21 protein-coding genes are annotated in these 20,954 nt (G+C 68.8%); 14 read left to right on the top strand and 7 right to left on the bottom strand.

Annotated features, from left to right (window positions below; genetic code table 11):
• The first annotated feature begins 134 nt into the window (after positions 1–134).
• Both AC1DK9_RS03700 and AC1DK9_RS03705 read left to right on the top strand, forming a co-directional pair.
• A complete protein-coding gene (locus AC1DK9_RS03700) occupies positions 135–1,727 on the top strand; it encodes an ABC-F family ATP-binding cassette domain-containing protein (protein ID WP_476915018.1) in 1,593 nt (530 codons plus the stop codon).
• A 56-nt stretch (positions 1,728–1,783) separates the two neighbouring features.
• The gene (locus tag AC1DK9_RS03705; RefSeq protein WP_476862957.1) at positions 1,784–2,113 is read left to right on the top strand and encodes a hypothetical protein; all 330 of its coding nucleotides are present in this window, start codon (positions 1,784–1,786) and stop codon (positions 2,111–2,113) included.
• Positions 2,114–2,174: 61 nt separating this feature from the next.
• Here AC1DK9_RS03705 and corA read toward each other — a convergent pair whose 3' ends face one another.
• Positions 2,175–3,170, bottom strand: a complete 996-nt coding sequence (gene corA, locus AC1DK9_RS03710) for a magnesium/cobalt transporter CorA (protein WP_476862958.1) — start codon at positions 3,168–3,170, stop codon at positions 2,175–2,177.
• A gap of 7 nt (positions 3,171–3,177) precedes the next feature.
• Positions 3,178–3,717 carry an Lrp/AsnC family transcriptional regulator gene (locus AC1DK9_RS03715; protein ID WP_476862959.1) on the bottom strand — a complete coding sequence of 180 codons (540 nt, stop codon included), beginning with the start codon at positions 3,715–3,717 and terminating at the stop codon, positions 3,178–3,180.
• A gap of 175 nt (positions 3,718–3,892) precedes the next feature.
• On the opposite strand from AC1DK9_RS03715, the gene AC1DK9_RS03720 reads away from it, so the two are divergent.
• Entirely contained in the window at positions 3,893–5,134 is a 1,242-nt protein-coding gene (locus AC1DK9_RS03720) for an MFS transporter (RefSeq protein WP_476862960.1), read from the top strand.
• Between the two features lie 42 nt (positions 5,135–5,176).
• Here AC1DK9_RS03720 and AC1DK9_RS03725 read toward each other — a convergent pair whose 3' ends face one another.
• Positions 5,177–5,683 carry an Lrp/AsnC family transcriptional regulator gene (locus tag AC1DK9_RS03725; RefSeq protein ID WP_476915019.1) on the bottom strand — a complete coding sequence of 169 codons (507 nt, stop codon included), beginning with the start codon at positions 5,681–5,683 and terminating at the stop codon, positions 5,177–5,179.
• Between the two features lie 133 nt (positions 5,684–5,816).
• Between AC1DK9_RS03725 and AC1DK9_RS03730 the strand changes: the two genes are divergently transcribed.
• Entirely contained in the window at positions 5,817–6,980 is a 1,164-nt protein-coding gene (locus AC1DK9_RS03730; RefSeq protein ID WP_476915020.1) for a trans-sulfuration enzyme family protein, read from the top strand.
• Here the strand turns inward: AC1DK9_RS03730 and AC1DK9_RS03735 are convergent.
• Positions 6,977–8,287, bottom strand: coding sequence for an MFS transporter (locus tag AC1DK9_RS03735; protein ID WP_476862963.1), 1,311 nt, complete (start codon positions 8,285–8,287; stop codon positions 6,977–6,979). The genes AC1DK9_RS03730 and AC1DK9_RS03735 overlap by 4 nt on opposite strands.
• Positions 8,288–8,380: 93 nt before the next feature.
• Between AC1DK9_RS03735 and AC1DK9_RS03740 the strand changes: the two genes are divergently transcribed.
• Positions 8,381–9,364, top strand: a complete 984-nt coding sequence (locus AC1DK9_RS03740) for a LysR family transcriptional regulator (RefSeq protein WP_476915021.1) — start codon at positions 8,381–8,383, stop codon at positions 9,362–9,364.
• Between the two features lie 125 nt (positions 9,365–9,489).
• Here AC1DK9_RS03740 and AC1DK9_RS03745 read toward each other — a convergent pair whose 3' ends face one another.
• Positions 9,490–10,566: a nitronate monooxygenase gene (locus tag AC1DK9_RS03745; protein ID WP_476915022.1), complete on the bottom strand. Its 1,077-nt coding sequence runs from the start codon at positions 10,564–10,566 to the stop codon at positions 9,490–9,492.
• 51 nt (positions 10,567–10,617) lie between these two features.
• Between AC1DK9_RS03745 and AC1DK9_RS03750 the strand changes: the two genes are divergently transcribed.
• Positions 10,618–11,547 (top strand): N-acetylglucosamine kinase, encoded by a 930-nt coding sequence (locus AC1DK9_RS03750; RefSeq protein ID WP_476915237.1) that lies wholly within the window; start codon positions 10,618–10,620, stop codon positions 11,545–11,547.
• A 75-nt stretch (positions 11,548–11,622) separates the two neighbouring features.
• On the opposite strand, the gene AC1DK9_RS03755 is transcribed toward AC1DK9_RS03750, so the two are convergent.
• Positions 11,623–12,675 carry a pirin family protein gene (locus tag AC1DK9_RS03755; protein WP_476915023.1) on the bottom strand — a complete coding sequence of 351 codons (1,053 nt, stop codon included), beginning with the start codon at positions 12,673–12,675 and terminating at the stop codon, positions 11,623–11,625.
• Positions 12,676–12,740: 65 nt separating this feature from the next.
• On the opposite strand from AC1DK9_RS03755, the gene AC1DK9_RS03760 reads away from it, so the two are divergent.
• The 8 genes from AC1DK9_RS03760 (at position 12,741) to AC1DK9_RS03795 (ending at position 20,672) form a co-directional block, all read left to right on the top strand.
• Positions 12,741–13,193, top strand: a complete 453-nt coding sequence (locus AC1DK9_RS03760) for an NUDIX hydrolase (RefSeq protein ID WP_476915024.1) — start codon at positions 12,741–12,743, stop codon at positions 13,191–13,193.
• Positions 13,194–13,437: 244 nt separating this feature from the next.
• Positions 13,438–14,592 (top strand): ribosome small subunit-dependent GTPase A, encoded by a 1,155-nt coding sequence (gene rsgA / locus AC1DK9_RS03765; RefSeq protein WP_476915025.1) that lies wholly within the window; start codon positions 13,438–13,440, stop codon positions 14,590–14,592.
• 275 nt (positions 14,593–14,867) lie between these two features.
• Complete coding sequence (locus tag AC1DK9_RS03770) at positions 14,868–15,962, top strand: ABC transporter ATP-binding protein (RefSeq protein WP_476862969.1); 1,095 nt, start codon at positions 14,868–14,870, stop codon at positions 15,960–15,962.
• The gene (locus tag AC1DK9_RS03775) at positions 15,962–16,672 is read left to right on the top strand and encodes an ABC transporter permease (protein WP_476862970.1); all 711 of its coding nucleotides are present in this window, start codon (positions 15,962–15,964) and stop codon (positions 16,670–16,672) included. Before AC1DK9_RS03770 ends, AC1DK9_RS03775 begins: the two co-directional genes overlap by 1 nt.
• The gene (locus AC1DK9_RS03780) at positions 16,669–17,415 is read left to right on the top strand and encodes an ABC transporter permease (protein WP_476862971.1); all 747 of its coding nucleotides are present in this window, start codon (positions 16,669–16,671) and stop codon (positions 17,413–17,415) included. Before AC1DK9_RS03775 ends, AC1DK9_RS03780 begins: the two co-directional genes overlap by 4 nt.
• The gene (locus AC1DK9_RS03785) at positions 17,412–18,374 is read left to right on the top strand and encodes an ABC transporter substrate-binding protein (RefSeq protein WP_476915026.1); all 963 of its coding nucleotides are present in this window, start codon (positions 17,412–17,414) and stop codon (positions 18,372–18,374) included. The genes AC1DK9_RS03780 and AC1DK9_RS03785 overlap by 4 nt, the downstream gene beginning before the upstream one ends.
• A gap of 153 nt (positions 18,375–18,527) precedes the next feature.
• On the top strand, positions 18,528–19,748 hold the full coding sequence (locus AC1DK9_RS03790) for a pyridoxal phosphate-dependent aminotransferase (RefSeq protein ID WP_476862973.1): 1,221 nt from the start codon (positions 18,528–18,530) through the stop codon (positions 19,746–19,748).
• A gap of 69 nt (positions 19,749–19,817) precedes the next feature.
• Positions 19,818–20,672, top strand: coding sequence for a polyphosphate kinase 2 family protein (locus AC1DK9_RS03795; RefSeq protein WP_476862974.1), 855 nt, complete (start codon positions 19,818–19,820; stop codon positions 20,670–20,672).
• A gap of 15 nt (positions 20,673–20,687) precedes the next feature.
• Here AC1DK9_RS03795 and AC1DK9_RS03800 read toward each other — a convergent pair whose 3' ends face one another.
• Positions 20,688–20,930, bottom strand: a complete 243-nt coding sequence (locus tag AC1DK9_RS03800) for an exodeoxyribonuclease VII small subunit (RefSeq protein WP_476915027.1) — start codon at positions 20,928–20,930, stop codon at positions 20,688–20,690.
• Positions 20,931–20,954 lie beyond the last annotated feature (24 nt).

A 20,954-nucleotide genomic window follows, 5' to 3' on the forward strand; every position in this document is an offset into this window, starting at 1 on the left:
CCGGGATAGTCTGAAACCTCACCCCGCGCACCCCGTCCGCCGGAAGCTCCTGACCGGACGGCGGCTGGCCGGGCCCCGCCGTCCCCGACGGCGCCGGGGGATCCCGGAGCCAACCCCTTGAGAGGACCGCAGCAATGAGCCTGATCCGGCTGCACGACGTCAGCGTCCGCTTCGACAACACCCAGATTCTCCGCGAGGCGTTCTTCCGGCTGGAACCGGGCGACCGGGTGGGCCTGATCGGCAAGAACGGCTCCGGCAAGACCACCATCCTGAAGCTGATCCTGGACCAGGTAGCCCCGGACACCGGCACGGTCAGTGTGGAACTCGGAACCAAGGTGGGGTATTTCTCCCAGTTCTCCGAGCTCAACGGAGAATCGACCATCACCGAGGTCCTCGACGGGCTGTTCGGCGAGATCAAGGCCGTGGAAGCAGAGCTGGCCGGCATTGACGCCGCGATCGCCGCGGAACCCCCGGCCGGGGAGCTGGACCGGCTGATCGGGCGGCAGGCCGCTCTCTTTGAGGACATGGACCGGCTGGACGGCTGGGACTATCCGCGCCGCATCGATACGGTGCTGACCACCCTGGGCTTCGACGACGCACACCGGCACTGCGCGATCGACGCCCTGTCCGGCGGCTGGCGGAACCGGGCCGCGCTGGCAAAGATCCTGCTTGAGGCACCGGACGTCCTGCTCCTCGACGAACCTACCAACTTCCTGGACGTCGCCGGCGTCGAATGGCTGGAGAGTTGGTTCCGCGATTTCCAGGGCGCCGCCGTGATCGTCTCGCACGACCGGACGTTCCTGGACGCCGTCGTGACCCGGATCATCGAGGTGGAGAACTTCCACCTGCACGAATACCCGGGAAACTTCGGTGAATATGTCGTCCAGAAGCAATTCCGGCTCAAGAGCCTCGAGCAGCAGTTCGTGCACGAGTCCGAGCTCCTCGCCTTCGAGGCCGAAGGGATCGCCGACCGCCGCGAAGCCGCCAAGGCTGCCAGCCGCGGACTGGGCAACCAGCTGGCCAAGATCAAGAAATCCCGCACACCCCGGCCGGTGGACCAGATTGTCACCGAGATCTACGGCGGCCTGCACGTAAAGGACGTGTTGTGCCGGGTGGAGGGGCTGGGCAAGGCCTACGGCGAAAAGCTGCTCTTCGCGGACCTCAGCTTTGAAATCCGCAAGGGCAACCGGATTGCCGTCCTCGGCGCGAATGGCAGCGGGAAGTCCACCCTGCTCAAGGTCCTGACCGGCGAGGAAGCTGCCGACGCCGGCCAGGTGGCCTGGGCGAAAGGCCCAGGCTTCGTGTCGTACAACCGCATGCTGGAGGACCTCGACGACGGCGACACCGTCTCGCATGCCGTCAACGCGCTGCCGGACAGCCTGGCTTTCAGCGCCACGAAGAAGTCCGTCAACCGCTTCCTGGCGATGTTCCAGTTCTCCGAGGCGGACCTCAAGCAGAAGATCGGCAACCTCTCCGGCGGCCAGAAGGCGCGCGTGGCCATGGCGCAGTGCCTGCTCTCCGGCGCCTCGGTGCTGCTGCTCGACGAACCCACCAACCACCTGGACCTCTCCAGCACCCAGGTGATGGAACGCGCGCTGCTGCACTTCCCCGGCGCCGTCGTGGTGGTCAGCCACGACCGGTTCTTCACGGACAAGATCGCTACCCGCCAGCTCATCTTCGGCGCCGCCGGCGCCGGTCCCGGCGAAGTCGGTCAGCGCGCCGCCTGAACCGGTGCAACGTGCCCGTTAGGGCCTGCCGGCCTGCGCGGCGGGATAATGGGTCCATGGCCGATCAGCGACGGGAACAGGACCGCGACCCGTGGGAGGAATTCGACCGGCTGGGGCCGGCCGGGGAGGACCGTGTGGGCGGCTACCCGGGCGGTGAGCCCCTGGGATTCGGCTTCCGCACCGGCGTGCGCAGCGCACGGGTGGCGGTCGGCTTCGCCGTCTGCGCCCTTGTCCTCGGCAGCGTGCTGGTGCTGCTCGGAACGATCTACTTCATCGGCCATGGACAATGGCTGTGGCTGGGGCTGATGGCAGTGATCGAGAGCTGCTTCGTCCTTGCCTTCACCCGCCTGGTGGCCCAGGCCCGCCGCCGCCGCCCGACCCGCTAGCCCGCGCGGCGGCCCGGAGCGCAGCCCGCCCCGCAACCCTGGGCCGGCGCGGGCCGTACGGCTAGAGCCAGCCCTTGCGTTTGAAAATGCCGTACATGATCGCCGCGGTGCCCGCCATCATGCAGATCGCCATCGGGTAGCCGAAGGCCCAACGCAGCTCCGGCATCCGTTCGAAGTTCATGCCGTACACGCCGGCCACAAAGGACGGCGCGAAGAAGATGGCGGCCCAGGATGAGATCTTCTTGACCTGCTCGTTTTGTTCCGCACTGGCCTCGTTCTGGCGGTTCGCCGTCAGTGTGCCGTCCAGGGTGAGCGCATTCTGCAGCAGGTCGCGGAAGGAATCGGCGCGGGAGATCAGCCGCTCCACGTGGTCCTCGACGTCGCGGAGGCTGTGCTGGAGCTCGGTGTCCACCCGGTACTTCTCGAAGCCCCGCCGGAGCTGCTGCATCATAGCCGGCAGCGGGTGGATGGCCCGCTGGAAATGGATGACCTCCCGGGCCAGCTCGTAGATGCGCCGGGAAACCAGCGGGTCGCCGCTGAAGAGCTGGTCCTCGATCTCGTCGATGTCGTTCTCCAGCCCGGCCACCACCGGGCCGTAATCATCTACCACCTGGTCCATCAGGGCGTAGAGCACCGCTTCAGGGCCGTGGCAGAGCAGGTCCGGGCGCCGCTCCAGCCGGCGCCGGACCTGGCCGACGACGGCCGTCTCGGCGTGCCGGACCGTCACCACGAAGTTCCGCCCGGTGAAGACGTGCAGCTCGCCGAACTCCACCGTCTCCGTGTCGTCCAGGTACCTCGCCGGCCGCAGCACCGTGAAGAGGTTGTCGTCGTAGCGTTCCAACTTGGGGCGCTGGTGAGCGGAGATCGCGTCTTCCACGGCCAGGCCGTGCAGGCCGAATTCCGCCGCGACGGCGGCCATTTCTTCTTCCGTGGGCCGGTACAGGCCGATCCAGGCCATCCCGCCATGCTCGGTCAGGGTCTCGAAAGTCTGTTCCAGGTTGCGCGGCTCGGCGCGGCGGACGCCGTCGACGTAAACGGCGTTGTCAATGATAGTCACCGGGACATTATCCAGTCTGTAGCTGAGGATCCGCGGCACCGGCCCGGCGTGCGGCAGAGCGGCCGGGGGTAAGAGCGCTGCCTTGGGCCAGCCGGCTGATGAGCGGCTCGGTGCGGTATTGGATGTGGGTGTGCAGGGCGAGCACGGTTTCCGTCCGGATGACGCCCTTGATCCGGAGGATGGACCGCAGCGCGGCCTGGAGGTTATGCGTGTCGGTCGCCACCACCCGGCACCAGACATCTCCGCGGCCGGAAATCTCGTGGACCTCAAGGACCTGGGGGATCAGGCGCAAAGCACCCACCACTCCGTCCAGTTCGCGGTGGTTCACCTCGATCGTGACGAAGGCGACGACGTCGTACCCCACCGCCTCCAGGTCGATTTCCCTGCCGCCGTCATGCAGCAGACCGGAGCGGAGCATCCGGCGGACCCGGGACTGCGCGGTGTTCCGGGCTATCCCGAGCGTGTCGCTGAGTTCGCCGATCTGGATCCGCGGATCCTTGATCAGTTCGAGCAGAATCTTGAGGTCGGTGGGGTCCAGACTGTTCAAATCATCACTCCGGTTCATCCTTGCGGCTAGTGATTGACGGTTTTGCTCAATTTTGGCACAGAACTTGGCTGGAAAGGTCACCCGTGTCGCATTCTGGTGGTATCAATCTTCACCGGGCGGGCGCCTCCCCACAGGGAACGCGTGCCGTCCGCATCAATGCAGCAGGGGCACCGCCATGACCGTCTTCAGCGAACTTCGCATGCGCCCGGCCACGGCAGAACGCTGGGGCTGGGACGCTTCCGTCACCGCCCGGCTGGTGATGGCCGGCGTCGTGATCTTCACGCTGCTGGTGGGCGCCAATCTGGCGACCCCGCTCTACCCGCTGCTCCAGGCCAAACTCGGCATCACGGCCCTGGACGTCACGGTGGCCTTCTCCGCGTACGTCCTGGCGCTCGTGGCCACGCTCATCCTGGCCGGGCACTGGTCGGACCACATCGGCAGGCGCGCCGCACTGCTGCTGGCCGTGCTGGTAGGCCTCGCCGGAGGCTTCGTCTTCGCTACTGCGGACAGCCTGCTGGCGCTCTCCGCAGGACGTGCGCTGCAGGGGGCCGCGGTGGCGCTCGCCACCGGCGCAAGTTCCGCCGCGCTGCGCGAGCTGCTGCCCAGCCGGCCCGAGTGGGCCTCGCGGTTTACGCTCCTTGCCTCCGCCGGCGGCGTGGCGGCCGGGCCGGCCATCGGCGGCGTGCTGTCCGTGCTCCCCGGCCCGACGTCCACGCCGTACTACCTGCACTCAATAATCCTGATCGCCCTCCTGGTGCCGCTCTACCTGCTCAAGGCCCGGCCCGCCATCACCTCGGTCGCGGGTCCGCAGCCGCTGAAGGTCCTCGCGCCGCGGCGCCCCTCCGTGTCGAGCGAGGCGCGGGGCGCGTTCTGGTTGGCTTCGGCCGTGGGGTTCCTCAGCTTCGCCGTCTTTGGCTTCTGCCTCTCGCTGGCTCCGGGCTATTTCGCCCAGATTGTGCACGCCGACTCCCGTCCGCTGATCGGACTGCTCGCCGGGCTGACGCTGGCGGCCTCGGCGCTGAGCCAGCTGCTGGCCGCGCGGGGCCGTTTCGTGGTGCCCGTGGGACTGTCGCTGCTTGCCGTTTCCGTGCTGCTGATCGCGGCAGCCGCGGCGTGGAGCAGCCCGGGGCTGCTGATTGCCGCCAGCATCACCGCCGGACTGGGCCAGGGCGTCTCTTTTCGGACCGTCTTCAACGACGTTGCGGGCAAGGTGGAGGCGTCGCGCCACGCCCAGATCATCAGCACCGTCTACGTCATCACCTACCTCGGCAGCGCCTTCCCGGTGATCGGCCTGGGGCTCGCCGCCGGCGCGTTCGGCCTGCAGGCAGCCGTGGCGGGCTTCGTCACGCTGTGCGCCGTCTTTGCCCTTGCACTGGCGGCCGTCACGCTGCGGGCAGCCCTCCGGCAGCGGGCCTGAGGGCAGCAGGCTAGTCCGGCAGCAGGCTAGTCCGGCAGCAGGCTAGTCGGGCAGCGGCCCGTGGTTTCCCTGGATGTGATCGAACACCAGGGTGGTCTCGGTGTGGCCCACCACGGGATCGGTCGCCAGGTTGTCCAGCACCCAGTCGCGCAGGTCCTCCGTGGTGGCGACCGCGATATGCAACAGGTAATCCACCGAACCCGAGGTGTGGAACGTGGAGAGCACCGCGGGAAGCTTGGGCACCCGGGACGTGAACCGGTCGATTTGTTCGCGGTCGTGGGCGCGCAGCCGGACGGCGATCAGCGCCTGCACCGAGCGGCCCACCGCGGCAAGGCTGAGCTTGGCCTCAAAGCCCTGGATGATCCCGCGCTCGGACAGGGCCCGGGTGCGCATCAGCGCCGTCGACGGGGCGATCCCCACCAGTTCGGCCAGCTGCTTGTTGGAGATCCGCGCGTCCGCAACCAGCGCGGCGAGCAGCCGCTCGTCAATGGCGTCCAGGGCTTCGCCGGCGCCGGCGCCCGGCCGAACATTCTTCGTGGTGCTGCTCACGGATCCTCCTTGAAGTGTTGTGAGTTCATCATAAACGCCGCAATCTGACAGTTCCATTCACCGCCTCTGTGAAACTCCGAATTATTGCCAGATACTTGCCGCATTCAATGGTGAATATTCAAAAGGAGTACGGGTGCTTTCTCAAGACTCGCTGGCGGTCCACGCCGGCCGCAACGGCCTCACGGAACTGGGCGTCCACGCCGTCCCGATCGATCTCTCCACCACGGCCCCGCTGCCCTCGGTCCACGACGGAGGCCTCGCCTACGAACAGATGGCCACCGGCGGCCCGCACCTGGAGGGGCAGAGCACTGTCTACCAGCGGCTCTGGAACCCGACCGTTGCCCGCTTCGAAGACGGCGTCGCCCTGCTCGAAGGCACCGAAGAAGCCGTGGCCTTCGCCACCGGCATGGCTGCCCTGAGCGCGGTATTGCTCGCCGTCGTCGCCACCGGCAAAAAACACGTGGTGGCCGTCCGTCCGCTCTACGGAGGCAGCGACCACCTGCTCGCCACCGGGGTGCTGGGAACCGAGGTCACCTTCACCACGCCCGACGGCATCCGCTCGGCACTGCGCCCCGACACCGGACTCGTCATCCTGGAGACGCCGGCGAACCCGAGCCTGGACCTCGTCGACATTGCCGCCGCGGCGGCAGCGGCGGAAGGCGTGCCGCTCCTCGTCGACAACACCTTCGCCACTCCGGTGCTCCAGCAGCCCTACCGGCTGGGTGCCGCCATGGTGCTGCACAGCGCCACGAAGTTCTTCGGCGGCCACGGAGACGCCATGGGCGGCGTCGTGGCCGCCGCCCCGGAATGGGCAGTTCGACTCCGGCAGATCCGCGCCATCACCGGCGGGATCCTCACGCCGTGGCCGGCCTACCTGCTGCACCGTGGCCTGGCGACGCTGCCGGTCCGGGTGCGCGCCCAGCAGGCCGGTGCCGAGAAGGTTGCGGCGGCCCTCACGGAACACGAATTGATCCGGCGGGTTTACTACCCGGGCATGCCGGAATGCGACCCGCGCGGCCTGGTGGGCACCCAGATGGCGGGCCCGGGTTCGCTGCTGGCGTTCGAGTTGGCCAGCGCCGAGCACGCCGAGCGTGTTCCAGGAGCAGTCAGCATGATTACGCACGCCGTCTCCCTCGGCGGCATCGACACCCTCATCCAGCACCCCGCCGGGTTGACCCACCGCCCGGTGGCCGCCGAGGCCAAACCGCATGCCAGCCTGCTCCGGGTCTCCGTCGGGCTGGAGGACCCGGCGGATATCGTCGCGGACCTGGTGCAGGCCCTCGAGGCGACCCGCTAGCGCGCCGCGGTCCGCCCCGCTGCGGCCGCTCCCGAGGGGTGCGCGACGGCGGTGATTACCGCCGTCGTGCACGCCAGGCTCATCACGGCGAGGGCCAGGGCAGTCCAGCCCAGGGTCTGGAACAGCAAGCCGCCCGCCCATCCGATGACGCTGGAACCCAGGTAGTAGGCGAGGTTGTAGAGCGAGGCCGCCTGCGCGCGTCCGCTGCTGGCAATCACCCCGGTCCAGCCGGAGCCAATGCTGTGGGCCGCGAAGAAGCCGCCGGTAAACAGCAGCAGCCCGGCCAGGATCAGGGCCAGGAACTGGGTCAGCGTCAGTGCCAGCCCGGCGACCATGAGGACCGTGCCCGCCACCAGCACGTTTCGCCGGCCGAAGCGCAGGGTCAGCCCGGCGGCCCAGCGCGCGGAGACGGTGCCGGAGAGATAGGCCAAAAAGATCAGGCTGATCAGCGTCGCAGGCAGGCTGAAGGGCTCGCCGGACAGCCGGAAACCAAGGTAGTTGTAAACGGCCACGAAGCCGCCCATCAGCAGGAACGCCTGGACGTAGATGGCCAGCAGCCGCGGGTTCCGTCCGTGGCCGGCCAGGGTTGCGAGGGCGCCGCGGAAGCCGCTGGCGGCCGCGGCAGTGAAATTCCGCGCCGGCGGCACGAGCATCAGGAACACGGCGGCGGCTGCCGTCGCCATTACGGACACGGCCAGTGCCGCGGCCCGCCAGCCCCACAGATCGCCGACCGGGCCGGCCACGAGCCTGCCCGCCAGGCCTCCCAAGGTGGTGCCGGCGACGTAGGTGCCCGCGGCCAGGGCGGCGTGGGCCTTGTTGACTTCCTCATTCAGGTAGGCGATGGCGATGGCCGGGATACCGCCCAGTGCCATGCCCTCCAGCGTCCGCAGGGCCAGGAGGACCGGGAAACTGGGGGCCATCGGAGCCAGCAGCCCCAGGACGGTGGCCGCGGAGATGCCCCAGGCCATGGCCCGCACCCGACCGATCCGGTCAGCCAAAAAGGACCAGGGAAGCACGGTCGCAGCCAGGCCGACGGTGGCCAGCGAGATCGTCAGGGCGGCTTCGGCAGCTGTCACCTGCAAATCGGCGGCGATGATCGGCAGCACGGCCTGGGTGGAATAGAGCTGGGCGAAGGTCGCGACGCCGGCGAATGCCAGGCCGGCGAGGATCCTCCGGTAGGCCGCGGACCCTTTGCTGTGGCCCGTCCACACGGGAACCTCGACGTCCGCCGCCCGGCCGTTCCGGCGACCGCCGTCGGCCGCCGTACCGGGCTCGGCCGCGGGAGTTGGGAGGGGGAGTCGGGCCATGTCCCCAGAATAGGCTCCGGAAAGACATGCTTCCAATGCATGTTTCTCATAGAATCAATCGCAAATATGGATCGTTTTGGGAGGGGTGCGAGTATGGACGTGGAGCACAAGCAGCTCGTCCAACTGCTGCCGCTGCTGCCCCTGCTGGCCGAGCTCGGGCGCACCCAGCACATCACCGCCACGGCGGAGGTGCTGGGACTGCCCCAGTCGACCGTGAGCCGGGCGATCGCGCGGGCCAGCGGCATCATCGGCACGGAACTGCTGATCCGCGACGGCCGGGGCGTGCGGCTGACCCCGGCGGCGAAGGCGCTCCTGCCGCACATTGAGGCAGCGCTGGGCGAGTTCCAAACCGGGCTGGATCTGGTCCGGCACGAGTCGGAGGTAGTGCGCGGCCGGATCGCGGTGTCCTTCCAGCACACCTTCGGCGAGGCGATGCTGCCGCTGCTGATCAGTGCTTTCCGCAGCCGGCATCCCCAGCCGGACTTCGATCTCAGCCAGGGTGCGCGGGACGGCTGCCTGGCCGAACTGGCCGCCGGGGACGCCGACCTGGCGCTCACCGCCCCGATCGCGGCGCCGAGCCGGCTGATCTCCTCGGCTGCCCTGTACCGGGAACCCCTGCGGCTGGTGGTCCACCACCGGCACCCGCTCGCCGGGCGTCGTCGTGCCGGCCTCGCGGAGATCCGGCAGGACCCGTTCGTGGCGATGGGCCCCGGCTACGGCATGCGCTCGCTGACGGACGCACTGTTCCGGGAAGCCGGCTTCCGGCCGCGCATTGCCTTCGAAAGCCAGGACTCCCACACCGCCAGGGGGCTCGTCTCGGCTGGCCTGGGCGTGAGCATCCTGCCGCCCGGCGGACTGGCCCCCGGACGCCACAGCCCCGGGCAGCCCGGGGAACTGGGCTGGGTGGAACTGGCGCTGGATTCCGGCCTTGCCTTCCGTGAAATCGGCCTGGCCTGGCGGGAACGGCGCGGGGGAGCGGACGCCGAGCCGGACCCGGTGCGGCTGTTCCGCGAGCTGGTGCTGAGCGAGGGGCCGGCGCTCCTGGCCGGCTTTGTCCGCGGCCGCTCCGGTAGCTGATCCAGCCGCGGCGCCCGGTCAGTCCGTCGTCGCCTTCCCTCCGCTCGCGGGTTCCGTCCGGGCTCGACGCGTCCACACAGCGAGTGGGGAGCGAAGCCGCGAGCGGGCGGCCCGGCGTGGAGCCCTCAGCCCAGCAGATCCGCCAGGACTTCCGCCGCCGGACCGGTACGCGCCTGCTGCCAGCCGGTCCCGGCCCAGAGGTTCAGCCGCTCGGCGTCCCCGGCAGCGGCAGCAGCGGCACGCAGCGGAGCGGTGAGGTGGTGCACCGCCGGGTAGGCCTGCGGTGCGTCGGGGTGGTCCAGGACGAACTCATTGACCAGCGCCCTCGCCTCGCGCCCGGTGAATGCCCTGGTCAGCGCCGTCCGGGTGAAACGCGGGCTGGCGAGGGCGTCCTTGTGCAGTTGCCGGGCGCCGCTCTCCTCGGTCCGCAGCAGCGCCGTGCCCAGCTGGGCCGCCTCCGCGCCCGCCGCGAGCACCCGCTGCACCCCGGCGGCGTCCATGATGCCGCCCGCGGCGACCAACGGAAGCGCGACGGCGGAGCGGACCGCCGCGACCAGCTCCGCCGTCGTGGCCGCCGTCGTGGCCGGCGCGGACGTTCCCGACTCGCCCGCCGTCTGGCCGCCCGCTGCGTGGCTTCCCGACGCCGGCAGGAAAGCGGCACTGTGGCCCCCGGCGCACCCGTGCTGCACCACTAGGGCATCGACGCCCTGTTCGGCAGCCTGGCGGGCCTCGGCCGCGCTGGTGACAGTGGACAGCACCGCCGTTCCGGCCCGCTGCAGGGCACGGACCACGTCGGCGCCGGGGAGTCCGAAGGTGAAACTGACCAGTTCCACGGGGTCCGTCAGCAGGGCCTCGATCTTGGCCTGCCACTCGTCGTCGTCATCGAGCCGCGGGGACGGGAGCTCCACGCCGTAGCGCGCGGCGTCTGCACGCAGTTGTTGCCGGTACTCCTCGATTTCGGCCAGGGCGGACGCGGAGGGGGCCAGCTGGGCCGGATCCGGGACGAACACATTCATGCCGAACCGTGCGCCGGACTCCCGGGTGGCGTGGATGTCCGCCTGCATGGCGGCGACGCTCTTGTAGCCCGCGGCCAGGAAGCCCAGGCCGCCGGCCTGGTGCACGGCCGTGACAAAGGCCGGAGTGGACGTCCCGCCGGCCATCGGCGCGGCGATGATCCGGGTACCGAAGATTGCGAGGGACATTGCTTACTCCTGTCGGTGATTCAGTAGGCTGTTCCGGTGACTCATTCTGACATTCCGGCCCCGCCGGCCGCCGTTTCCGCCCCCGAGCACGCCGCTTCATCCGGTGCCGTGATCGGACTCGATATCGGCGGCACCAAGACCCGCGGCGTCAGGTTTGAGGCCGGCGCCCCCGTGGCCGACGAATCCGTGGGCAGCGCCAACGTCCAGAATGTCACGCCCGAGGAAGCCGCCAGGAACCTGGCCGAACTCTTCGCCCGGATCGGCGGCGGGGACATTGCCCAGGTGTACGCCGGAGCCGGCGGCATCGACACCGACGACGATGCCGCGGCGCTCGCCGCGCTGATCGCCCCGCACGTTCCCGGCGCCAAAATCACCGTGGTGCACGACTCCCGGCTCCTGCTGGCCGCCGGCGGTGCCAGCACCGGCGTCGCCGTGATCGCAGGAACCGGCTCCGCCGCGTGGGGAAAGAACAGCCGGGGCGGGGAAGCCAGGGCCGGAGGCTGGGGCTACCTCCTCGGTGACGAGGGCAGCGGCTACTGGCTGGGCCGCGAAGCCGTCCGCCACAGCCTGCGACGGATGAACCAGGGCCTGGAAGCGGACGAACTGACCCGAGCCCTGCTGGACTCCTGCGGGCTCGACCACCCGAACAAGCTCATCGCCCTTTTCCACTCACCCGAAACCGGACGCCGCTACTGGGCCCAGCGCGCCCGGCTCGTCGTGGACGCGGCCGACGCCGGCCACGCGCCGAGCCTGCAACTCATCGACCAGGCCGGCCGCGATCTGGCCGCCATGGCAGAGCAGACCTTGCGGCAGCTCGGCCTCGAGGGGCCGGTCATCCTGGGCAGCGGTCTCGGCATGAACGTGCCGCGGCTGCAGGAAGCGTTCCGCGCGGCGCTGGCCGCGGCCGGGATCACCGATGTCCGGGTGCTGCAGCAGGAACCTGTTTTCGGGGTGCTCCAGCTCGTGGCCGAGCAGGGCTAGCGGGGCGCCTGAGGGGTTTGCCCGGCCGGCCGGACCCTGCGCGGCCGGAGCTCACGCAGCGGGAACCGGGCGCCGTCACTGCCGGCGCCGCGGGCGCAACGGCACCCCCGGCAGCGGCGGAGCCGGGATCCGGCCGGCTTCGGGACCCGCGTCGGGGCCGTGTCCGCGGACCAGCCCGAACCGGGCCCGTGACGCGTCGTCGTCGGACAGTCCGGCCTGTGCTTCCCAGTCCAGCCGGGACTGGGCCACCTCGTCGTGGCTGCGGCCCACGAAGTTCCACCACATCAACAGTTCTTCCTCGAACGGCTCACCGCCCAGCAGCACGAATCGGGTGCCCGGGGACGCGTCGAGGTCCAGGCTGCTGCGCCCGGAGCCAAGGTAGCCCAGCGGGCCGGGCAGAACCTCCTGGCCGTCCAGCGCGACGCCGCCGTCGAGGACCAGCACGGCATGCTCGAACTCCGGCCGGAGCGGCAGGCTGATCGGCCCGGTGCAGCTGATGTCGGCGCCAACGATCGGCGAGTACATGGTGGCCGGCGAGGTGGCGCCCGCGAGGGTTCCCACCATGACAGTTGCGGTGAAGCCGTCCCCGCGGACCACAGGCAGCTCACGGTGCTGTTCGAACGCCGGGGCCCGGTGGCGTTCGGAGTCCGGCAGTGCGACCCACAACTGCAGCCCGCGCTGCACGGGCAGTTCGGGCGAAGTACCGTCCGGATCCACGTCTGCGTCCCGCGCCGGCCCGGGCAGCACCGCGAATTCGGAGTGCGAAACGCCCCGGCCCGCGGTCATGATGTTCAGTTCGCCCGGGCGGACGATCACGTCGCTGCCCACGCTGTCCCGGTGTCGGATGTTTCCCGCCAGCGGCCAGGTGACGGTCTGCAGCCCCGTGTGCGGATGCGGCAACACGGACATCGCAACCCGGTCCGGGCCGAAGCTGTCCAGGAAGCACCACGCGCCTACCGTCGGCAGTCCCCGTTGCGGGAGGGTCCGCGAGACGTTCATGGCGCGGACTCCGCCCAGCGGGACCTCCCTCGCCGGCCATAGTTGCAGGCACGGACCGCCCGCGGCTCCCTCCACGGCGCTGGCGGCAGGGCAGACTTCTTCGGGCGGGAGGACTTCGAGGTTGGTCACCCTCAAACTCTAGGGCGGAAACGGCAGAACCGGCAGGGCCGGCGCTGCGCCGCTACGCTGGATCAATGACCCTGCCATTCGACACCCGCCCGGCCGCGTATGGACTGATCGTCCGCGATGACTGCCTCCTGCTCGCATACTGGAAGCAGGGTGGCCGGGAGGGCTGGACCTTGCCGGGCGGCGGCCTGGATCTCGCCGAACACCCCGTGGACGGGTGCCGCCGGGAGATTTATGAGGAGACCGGCTACCACGCTGAGATCGGCGCCATGCTGGGGATCGACGTCGGACATTGGCCCGCGGAGAGCCGGCTCGACGGCGGCCACCGCGACTTCCAGTCCCTGCGGCTGGTCTACGAAGCAAGCATCACCGGCGGGGAGCTGCGCCATGAGGTGGGCGGCAGCACCACTCATGCGGCCTGGATTCCGCTGACCGAGGTGGCGGCCCTGAACCGTGTCTCACTAGTGGATGCCGCGCTCCGGCTGTACCGCGAGCGGCCACTGGACGGCAAGCTCGCCTGAAAAATTTCTAGCCAGCCGCGCCGGGTGCGGTTACGCTAGGGAAACCGCGGCCGGAAAGGCTGACGGATGAGCCGGCTTACCGGGGAGGTGGAAGCAATGAATGCAACGGAACTGCGCGCGCAGCGCACACCCAACCACGTCATTACTCCTGCCCCGCCCGCCCGCATCTCCTAGCCTTTAGCTGAACTGGTCCTTTCCGACCGTAGCGGGTAACACTCCTCCGGGGCCCATCAAAGGGTTTCCATTGAAAATTCAGTTCACTCAACACTCCGGTCTTTTGGGGCCGGCCCGTTTCGGCTTCACCGAGGCCGTCGCGGAGTTTTATTCCACCAATCCCGTACCAGGCGGCACCAGCGCCGGACGCGTAGTCCGTGTGGACCGCAACCTCGTCCTGGTCGCGGACCACGCCGGCCAGTCGCAGCTGCCCTACCCGCGGTCGGGCCTCGTCCCGGCAACCGGCGACTGGGTCTGGCTTGGCAGCAACGCCGTCGGCGAACCCGCCATCGTGGGCGTGCTGCCGCGCCGCTCGGAGCTGAGCCGCAAGCGCGCCTTCGAGGCATCCTCCGAGGCGCAAGTGCTCGGCGCCAACATGGACATCGTCGGGGTGGTCGTGCCGGTAGACCGTCCGCTTACCCACAACAGGCTCGAACGGACACTCGTCGCGGCCTGGGATTCGGGTGCCATCCCGTTGGTGGTCATCACCAAAGCGGACCTCGCCGACGTGGCGGACGACGTCGTCGGGCAGGTCATGCTGCAGGCCGCCGGCGTCGACGTCGTCACCACCTCTGCCGAACAGGGCGACGGCCTCGATGATTTGTTGGCCCACCTGCCGTCCGGCGGCACCATCGTGCTGCTAGGCCCCTCGGGCGCGGGAAAGTCCACCCTGATCAACGCCCTCGTCGGATTCGAGGCGCAGGAAACCGGAGCGGTCCGGGCCGGTGACGGCAAGGGCCGGCACACCACAACCTCCCGGGAACTCGTCCCGTTGCCCGGCGGTTCGGTCCTGATGGACACGCCCGGGGTGCGCGGCTTCGGCCTGTTCGACGCCGAGGACGGCCTGGACGAGGTCTTTGGGGACCTCGAGGAGCTCTTTTCCCAGTGCCGGTTCGCCGACTGCGCGCACGGCAGGGAACCCGGCTGCGCCGTGCAGGCGGCGCTCGCAGAGGGTGCCCTGGATGAGCGCCGCTGGGCGAGCTACCTCAAGATGCAGCGTGAGGTGGCGGCTTTGGCACGGCGCCATGATGCCGCGGCCCGGCGCGCATATCAGCGTGAGTGGCACCAGAAAGTGGTGGTGGCCAGCCGGAGCCAGCGGGCCGCCGAACGGTTCAGCCACGAGCAGCCCCGCAAGGGAAAAGGCACCGGCCAAGGGAACGGAAAGGGTAAGGGCCGGGCGACGTGACTCAGTGCCGTTCCCGGTGCCGGACACGGCGTCGGGACCGGGGGTCGGGACCGGCACTGCACCCGCGCCCATCCGAATCCCGGACGGCGCCGAATGGCATGGGTAGCCCCGGCGCCGCTGGCGATCTCGGGCCCGTTTCTTTGATTCGGTGCCCCGACATCGTCAGCGGTGGCAGCTACGCTGGGTCATACCCGCTTTACAGCCAAAAATCAGCATGCATATGATCAGTTGGCTGGACCGTCCCATGTTGCCGCCAACAGTTAGGTAAGCCCGGAATGGCAGAGGCCATGATCGAGTTCCAGAGCGTCACCAAGCAGTACCAGGGCGGCCAGGCCGCCGTCGACGATCTGAGCATGTCCATAGACAAGGGAGCCATTACGGTCTTCGTCGGACCGTCCGGCTGCGGCAAGACCACCTCGCTGCGGATGATCAACCGCATGGTGGAGCCGACGTCGGGAACCATCACCGTCGACGGGCGGGACGTCACCACCGTGCCGGCCGCGCAGCTGCGCCGCTCCATGGGCTACGTCATGCAGTCCTCCGGGCTGATGCCGCACCGCTCCGTCCTGGATAACATCGCCACCGTTCCGCGGCTCAACGGCGTCTCCAAGGCCGCATCCCGCAAGCGCGCGCAGGAGCTGCTCGACGTCGTCGGCCTCGCCTCCGGACTCGGCCGGCGCTACCCCTCCCAGCTTTCCGGCGGCCAGCAGCAGCGCGTCGGCGTGGCCCGTGCCCTCGCCGCAGACCCGCCCGTGCTGCTCATGGATGAACCCTTCAGCGCCGTGGATCCCGTGGTGCGCGACGAACTGCAGAAGGAACTGCTCCGCCTGCAGCGCGACCTGGCCAAAACCATCGTGTTCGTCACCCACGACATTGACGAGGCCACGGTCCTGGGGGACAAGGTGGCCGTCTTCGCCGGCGGCGGCAAGCTGGCTCAGTACGCGACGCCGGAGGAGATCCTGCGGGCACCGGCCAACGACTTCGTCGCGTCCTTCGTGGGCCGCGACCGGGGCTTCCGCCACCTCGCGTTCAGTCCATCCGACGGCGTGACGATCCACCCGGTGGACACCGTCCGAGCAGGCGAACTCGACGCCGGGGGCCCCGGCTCGGGCGAGTGGCAGCTCGTGGTCGACGCCGACGGCCGGCCGCTTGGCTGGAGCGCGCCGGGCGCCGGTGCCGCAACGGTGCCGGGCGGCTCGCTGTTCCATAAGGGCGAGACCCTCCGCCGTGCCCTCGACGCCGCATTGTCATCGCCGTCCGGCCTCGGCGTCGCTGTCGACTCGGACGGCCGGGTGGCCGGTGTGATCGAGGCAGCAGAAGTGCTCGCCGTGATCGACGCGGACCGGCGACTTCGGCAAGGCGTGCGCTGATGCAGTGGTTCCTGGCCAACAGCGGGCAGGTCTTCAGCCTCGCCGGCCAGCACCTCGTCCTGGCAATCCTGCCGATGATCCTTGGCCTGCTGATCTCGATTCCGCTGGCACAGCTGGCCAGGCAGAACCGCACCTTGCGCACCGTGGTGCTGACCGCCTCCTCGCTGCTCTACACCATCCCGTCGCTGGCGCTCTTCATCATCCTGCCGACCGTGCTGGGAACCAGGATCCTGGACCCCGCCAACGTCGTGGTCGCCCTGACCATCTACGCCGTGGCGCTGTTGGTCCGGGCGGCGCTGGATGCCTTCGACTCGGTGGACGAGGACCTGCAGCAGGCCGCCGTCGCCATGGGGTTCAAGCCACTGGCCCGTTTCCTCCAGATCGACCTGCCGCTGTCCCTGCCGGTGCTCTTCGCCGGCCTGCGGGTGGTGTCGGTCAGCAACATCTCACTGGTCAGCGTGGCCGCACTGCTGGGCATCGGCAACCTGGGAATGCTCTTTACCTCAGGCCTCCAGCGCGACTTCGTCACCGAGGTGGTGGTGGGCATCGTCGCCATCCTGGTGCTGGCGCTGCTGATGGACGCCGTCCTGGTCCTGTTCGAACGGCTCCTGACGCCCTGGACCCGAGCCAGCGCCGGTAAGACCGGAAAATCCGGGGAGCCTGCCGCGGCCCGGCGCCTCTCCGATTCCGCGGCGGGAGCGTCGGCATGAGCAACGTCTTCACGGACACCTTCGCCTGGCTCGCCGACCCCGCGAACTGGTCCGGCAGCACCGGCATTCCCGTGCGCCTCGCCGAACACCTGCAATACACCGGCCTGGTCATGCTGATCGCGACCGCCATCGCGGTGCCGGTCGGGCTCTACGTCGGGCACACCGGCCGCGGCCGGGTGGCGGTGGTGGCCCTCGCCGGGGCCCTCCGCGCCCTGCCCACCCTGGGCCTGCTGACGCTCTTCGTGCTGCTCGCCGGGATCGGGCTGATGCCGCCGGTCTGGGCGCTGGTGATCCTGACCGTGCCGCCTCTGCTGGCCGGAACCTATGCGGGAATCTCCAGCGTGGACCGGAACGTCGTGGACGCCGCCCGGGCCATGGGCATGACCGAACTCCAGGTGCTCTTCCGCGCCGAGTTCCCCAATGCCCTCCCGGTGATGTTCGGCGGCTTCCGCACCGGCGTCCTCCAGGTGATCGCCACCGTCTCGGTGGTCGCGTACATCAACCTGGGCGGCCTCGGCCGTTACCTGTTCGACGGCCTGGTGCTCTCCGACTTCCCCCAGATGTTGGGCGGTTCGCTGCTCATCGCGGCCCTCGCCATCGCCGTGGACCTTGTCCTCGTCCTATTCCAGCGGCTCTTCCTCTCACGCGGGGCCGCCAGCAAGCCAAACCGAAGCCAGCAGGCCGCGGTTGATCTCACAGACCCCGCACCGGCGGAGACTGTTGTCCAAGGAGGTACGTCATGAAGGAAAACCGCCAACGAGCCCTCGGCAGGCGCGCATTCGGCGGCCTCGCCGCCGGCGTCGGCCTGGCCCTGGCCCTGTCCGCCTGCGGGGGCTCGTCCAACCCGCTGTCCTCGGCACCCGCTAGCGGCGGTTCCTCCGGGGGAGCCGGCGGCGCCCTCGTGATCGGTTCGGCCGACTTCACCGAAAGCCAGATCATTGCCGAGCTCTACGCCGGGGCACTGAACGCCGCCGGCGTCACCGCCAGCACCAAGCCGAACATTGGTTCCCGCGAGGTCTACTTCAAGGCCGTCCAGGACGGCTCGGTCGACGTCGTTCCCGACTACAGCGGCAACCTGCTGCTGCACGTGAACAAGGACGCCACCGAAATCTCCGCCGACGACATCGCCAAGGCACTGCCGGGCAAGCTTCCCGACGGCCTGGCCGTGCTGGACGCGTCCAAGGCCGAGGACAAGGACGCCATGGTGGTCACCAAAGCCACCGCGGAGAAGTACAAGCTGAAGTCCATCGAGGACCTGGCCAAGGTCTGTGGCGAGATCGTGGTGGGCGCCCCCGCCACCTTCGCCGAACGCGCCTACGGGCTGCCGGGCCTGAAGAAGAACTACGGCTGCGAGCCCAAGAAGCTGGAACCGTTCAGCGACGGAGGCGGCCCTGTGACGGTCAAGGCCCTGCTCTCGGACCAGGTCCAGGTGGCCGACATCTACACCACCACCCCGGCCATTGCCGACAACGACCTGGTGGTGCTGGAGGACCCGAAGAACAACTTCATCGCCCAGCAGGTCCTGCCGCTGTACAACAAGGCCAAGATGACCGACAAGGCCAAAGAAGCCATCAACGCCGTCTCCAAGATGCTCACCACGGAGGACCTGATCAACCTCAACCGCGCGGTTGGCGGCTCCGAGAAGCAGAACCCCAAGGACGCCGCGGCAGCGTGGCTCAAGGACAAGGGCCTGGTCAAGTAGACCGGAACTTGTGAGTGTTCGACGGCGGCCGCCGGATCCGGAACCCCCGGGCCCGGCGGCCGCCGCCGTTGTTGCGGCGCCCCGTGTGACGCGGACTTTCGCTGTGAGACACGTCTCAGGGGAAGTACATCCGCCATATGGCATATTTGATGAATGGCAGAATTCAAGCAGTCCACCAAGCTTCATAATGTCCTCTACGACATCCGTGGACCGATTCTTCAGGCCGCCCAGCAGATGGAGGCAGAGGGCCACCGGATCCTCAAACTGAACATCGGAAACCCGGCCCCCTTCGGGTTTGAAGCGCCGGACGCGATCCTGGTGGACATGATCCGCCACCTGCCGCACGCTCAGGGCTACAGCGACTCCCGCGGTATCTTCTCCGCCCGCACCGCCGTCTCGCAGTACTACCAGACCCGCGGGATCCAGAACATCCACGTCGATGACATCTACCTCGGCAACGGCGTCAGCGAGCTCATCACGATGTCGCTGATGGCGCTGCTGGACGACGGCGACGAGGTCCTCATTCCCACCCCGGACTATCCGCTCTGGACCGCGTCCGTGGCCCTGGCCGGCGGGAAGCCGGTGCACTACCTCTGCGACGAGGACTCCGGCTGGCAGCCCGACCTGGACGACCTGGAATCGAAGATCACGCCGCGCACCAAGGGCATCGTGGTCATCAACCCCAACAACCCCACCGGCGCCGTGTACCCGGAGGAAACGCTCAAGAAGATCGTGGCCCTGGCCGAGAAGCACGGGCTGGTGCTGTTCGCGGACGAGATCTACGAAAAAATCCTCTACGAGGACGCCGTCCACGTGAACATGGCCAGCCTCACCGGCGACGACGTGCTCTGCCTGACCTTCAGCGGGCTGTCCAAGGCCTACCGGGTCTGCGGCTACCGGGCCGGCTGGATGGCCATCTCGGGCCCGAAGAAAGATGCCGGGGACTACCTTGAAGGCATCAACCTGCTGGCCAACATGCGGCTGTGCGCCAACGTGCCGGCGCAGCACGCCATCCAGACGGCGCTGGGCGGCTACCAGAGCATCAACGACCTGATCCTTCCCGGCGGTCGCCTGCTGGAGCAGCGGAACAAGGCCTACGACATGCTGAACGCCATTCCGGGTGTGAGCACCCAGCAGGCCCGCGGGGCGATGTATCTGTTCCCGCGGCTCGACCCCGAGGTCTACCACATCCGCGACGACGAAAAATTCGTCCTGGACCTGCTGCGCCAGCAGAAGATCCTCGTTTCCCACGGCCGCGCCTTCAACTGGGTCCGGCCGGACCACTTCCGGATGGTGACCCTCCCGAATGTCAAGGACCTTGAAGAAGCGATCAACCGCATGGCGGACTTCCTGAGCCGGTACCAAGGCAACTAGGATTCGGGTCAGCAGCGCCGCTGGTCGAACGTCCGGCCGGCGGGCTGCCCGAACCGGAATGAGGCTTTGATGGCAGATGTCGTGGACTTCGACAAGCACCCCTCCGAAACCCTGAAGGCAGGCAAGAAGTTCAGCCTCCGTGACCTCGACCCGGGCTCCACACCGGGTTACGCGGGGGATAAGGCCGCCGGGGAGACGCTGCTCAGCGAGCTCGACGGCAAGCTCACGCAGCTGCAGGAACAGCTCTTCGCGGAGTCCAGGACCGGCGGCAAGAAGCGCGTCCTGCTGGTCCTGCAGGCCATGGACACCGCGGGCAAGGGCGGCATCGTCAACCACGTCATGGGCCAGATGAATCCGCAGGGCGTGCAGCTGAAGTCCTTCAAGGCGCCCACCCCGGAGGAACAGTCCTACGACTTCCTCTGGCGGATCGAAAAGGAAGTCCCCGCGGCGGGCATGGTGGGCGTATTCGACCGATCCCACTACGAGGACGTCCTGATCCACCGGGTGCACCGCTGGGCCGACGCCGAGGAACTGGAGCGCCGCTACCGGGCCATCAACGAGTTCGAGGCCCGGCAGGCTGCCGCCGGAACGAAGATCGTCAAGGTCATGCTGCACATCAGCCGCGATGAACAGCAGGAACGTTTGCTCGCCCGGCTCGACGACCCATCGAAAATGTGGAAATACAGCGGCAACGACCTCAAGGAACGGGCCTTCTGGGACGACTACATGGACGCTTACCAGGCGGCGTTTGAGCAGACCAGCTCCGAACTCGCGCCCTGGCACGTCGTCCCGGCCAACAAGAAGTGGTACGCCCGGATCGCCGTGCAGCAGCTGCTGCTCGACGCACTCGAAGGACTCGCGCTTGAGTGGCCCGTCCCGGAGCTCGACGTCGATATGGAACGCGAGCTGGTGCGGCGCTCCTAGCCGGACCGCCCGGGGTCAGTTTTCCTGGCCGGCCTGGTCCCGGGCGGCGGCGAGACGCTTGCGGGCGCCCTCGAGCCACTGTTCGCAGCGCTTGGCGAGGGCCTCTCCGCGCTCCCAGAGCGCGAGCGATTCCTCGAGGCTGGCGCCTCCTGCCTCCAACCGGCCCACCACACCTACGAGTTGTTCGCGGGCTTCCTCGTAGCTGAGGGCGTCGATGTCGGTGTTCGGTGTCGGGGTTGCTGCGTTTTCTACTGCCATGCTGGTGCTCCTTGCGTGGATGCG

Source organism: Arthrobacter sp. 01T414 (assembly GCF_056398965.1).

Coding starts and splice junctions, on each gene's coding strand:
- AC1DK9_RS03775 (WP_476862970.1), top strand. CDS start 15,962: ATGCAGTGGTTCCTGGCCAACAGCGGGCAGGTCTTCAGCCTCGCCGGC.
- AC1DK9_RS03785 (WP_476915026.1), top strand. CDS start 17,412: ATGAAGGAAAACCGCCAACGAGCCCTCGGCAGGCGCGCATTCGGCGGC.
- AC1DK9_RS03780 (WP_476862971.1), top strand. CDS start 16,669: ATGAGCAACGTCTTCACGGACACCTTCGCCTGGCTCGCCGACCCCGCG.
- AC1DK9_RS03795 (WP_476862974.1), top strand. CDS start 19,818: ATGGCAGATGTCGTGGACTTCGACAAGCACCCCTCCGAAACCCTGAAG.
- AC1DK9_RS03745 (WP_476915022.1), bottom strand. CDS start 10,566: ATGTCCCTCGCAATCTTCGGTACCCGGATCATCGCCGCGCCGATGGCC.
- AC1DK9_RS03735 (WP_476862963.1), bottom strand. CDS start 8,287: ATGGCCCGACTCCCCCTCCCAACTCCCGCGGCCGAGCCCGGTACGGCG.
- AC1DK9_RS03700 (WP_476915018.1), top strand. CDS start 135: ATGAGCCTGATCCGGCTGCACGACGTCAGCGTCCGCTTCGACAACACC.
- AC1DK9_RS03770 (WP_476862969.1), top strand. CDS start 14,868: ATGGCAGAGGCCATGATCGAGTTCCAGAGCGTCACCAAGCAGTACCAG.
- AC1DK9_RS03800 (WP_476915027.1), bottom strand. CDS start 20,930: ATGGCAGTAGAAAACGCAGCAACCCCGACACCGAACACCGACATCGAC.
- AC1DK9_RS03705 (WP_476862957.1), top strand. CDS start 1,784: ATGGCCGATCAGCGACGGGAACAGGACCGCGACCCGTGGGAGGAATTC.
- AC1DK9_RS03720 (WP_476862960.1), top strand. CDS start 3,893: ATGACCGTCTTCAGCGAACTTCGCATGCGCCCGGCCACGGCAGAACGC.
- AC1DK9_RS03760 (WP_476915024.1), top strand. CDS start 12,741: ATGACCCTGCCATTCGACACCCGCCCGGCCGCGTATGGACTGATCGTC.
- AC1DK9_RS03740 (WP_476915021.1), top strand. CDS start 8,381: ATGGACGTGGAGCACAAGCAGCTCGTCCAACTGCTGCCGCTGCTGCCC.
- AC1DK9_RS03790 (WP_476862973.1), top strand. CDS start 18,528: ATGGCAGAATTCAAGCAGTCCACCAAGCTTCATAATGTCCTCTACGAC.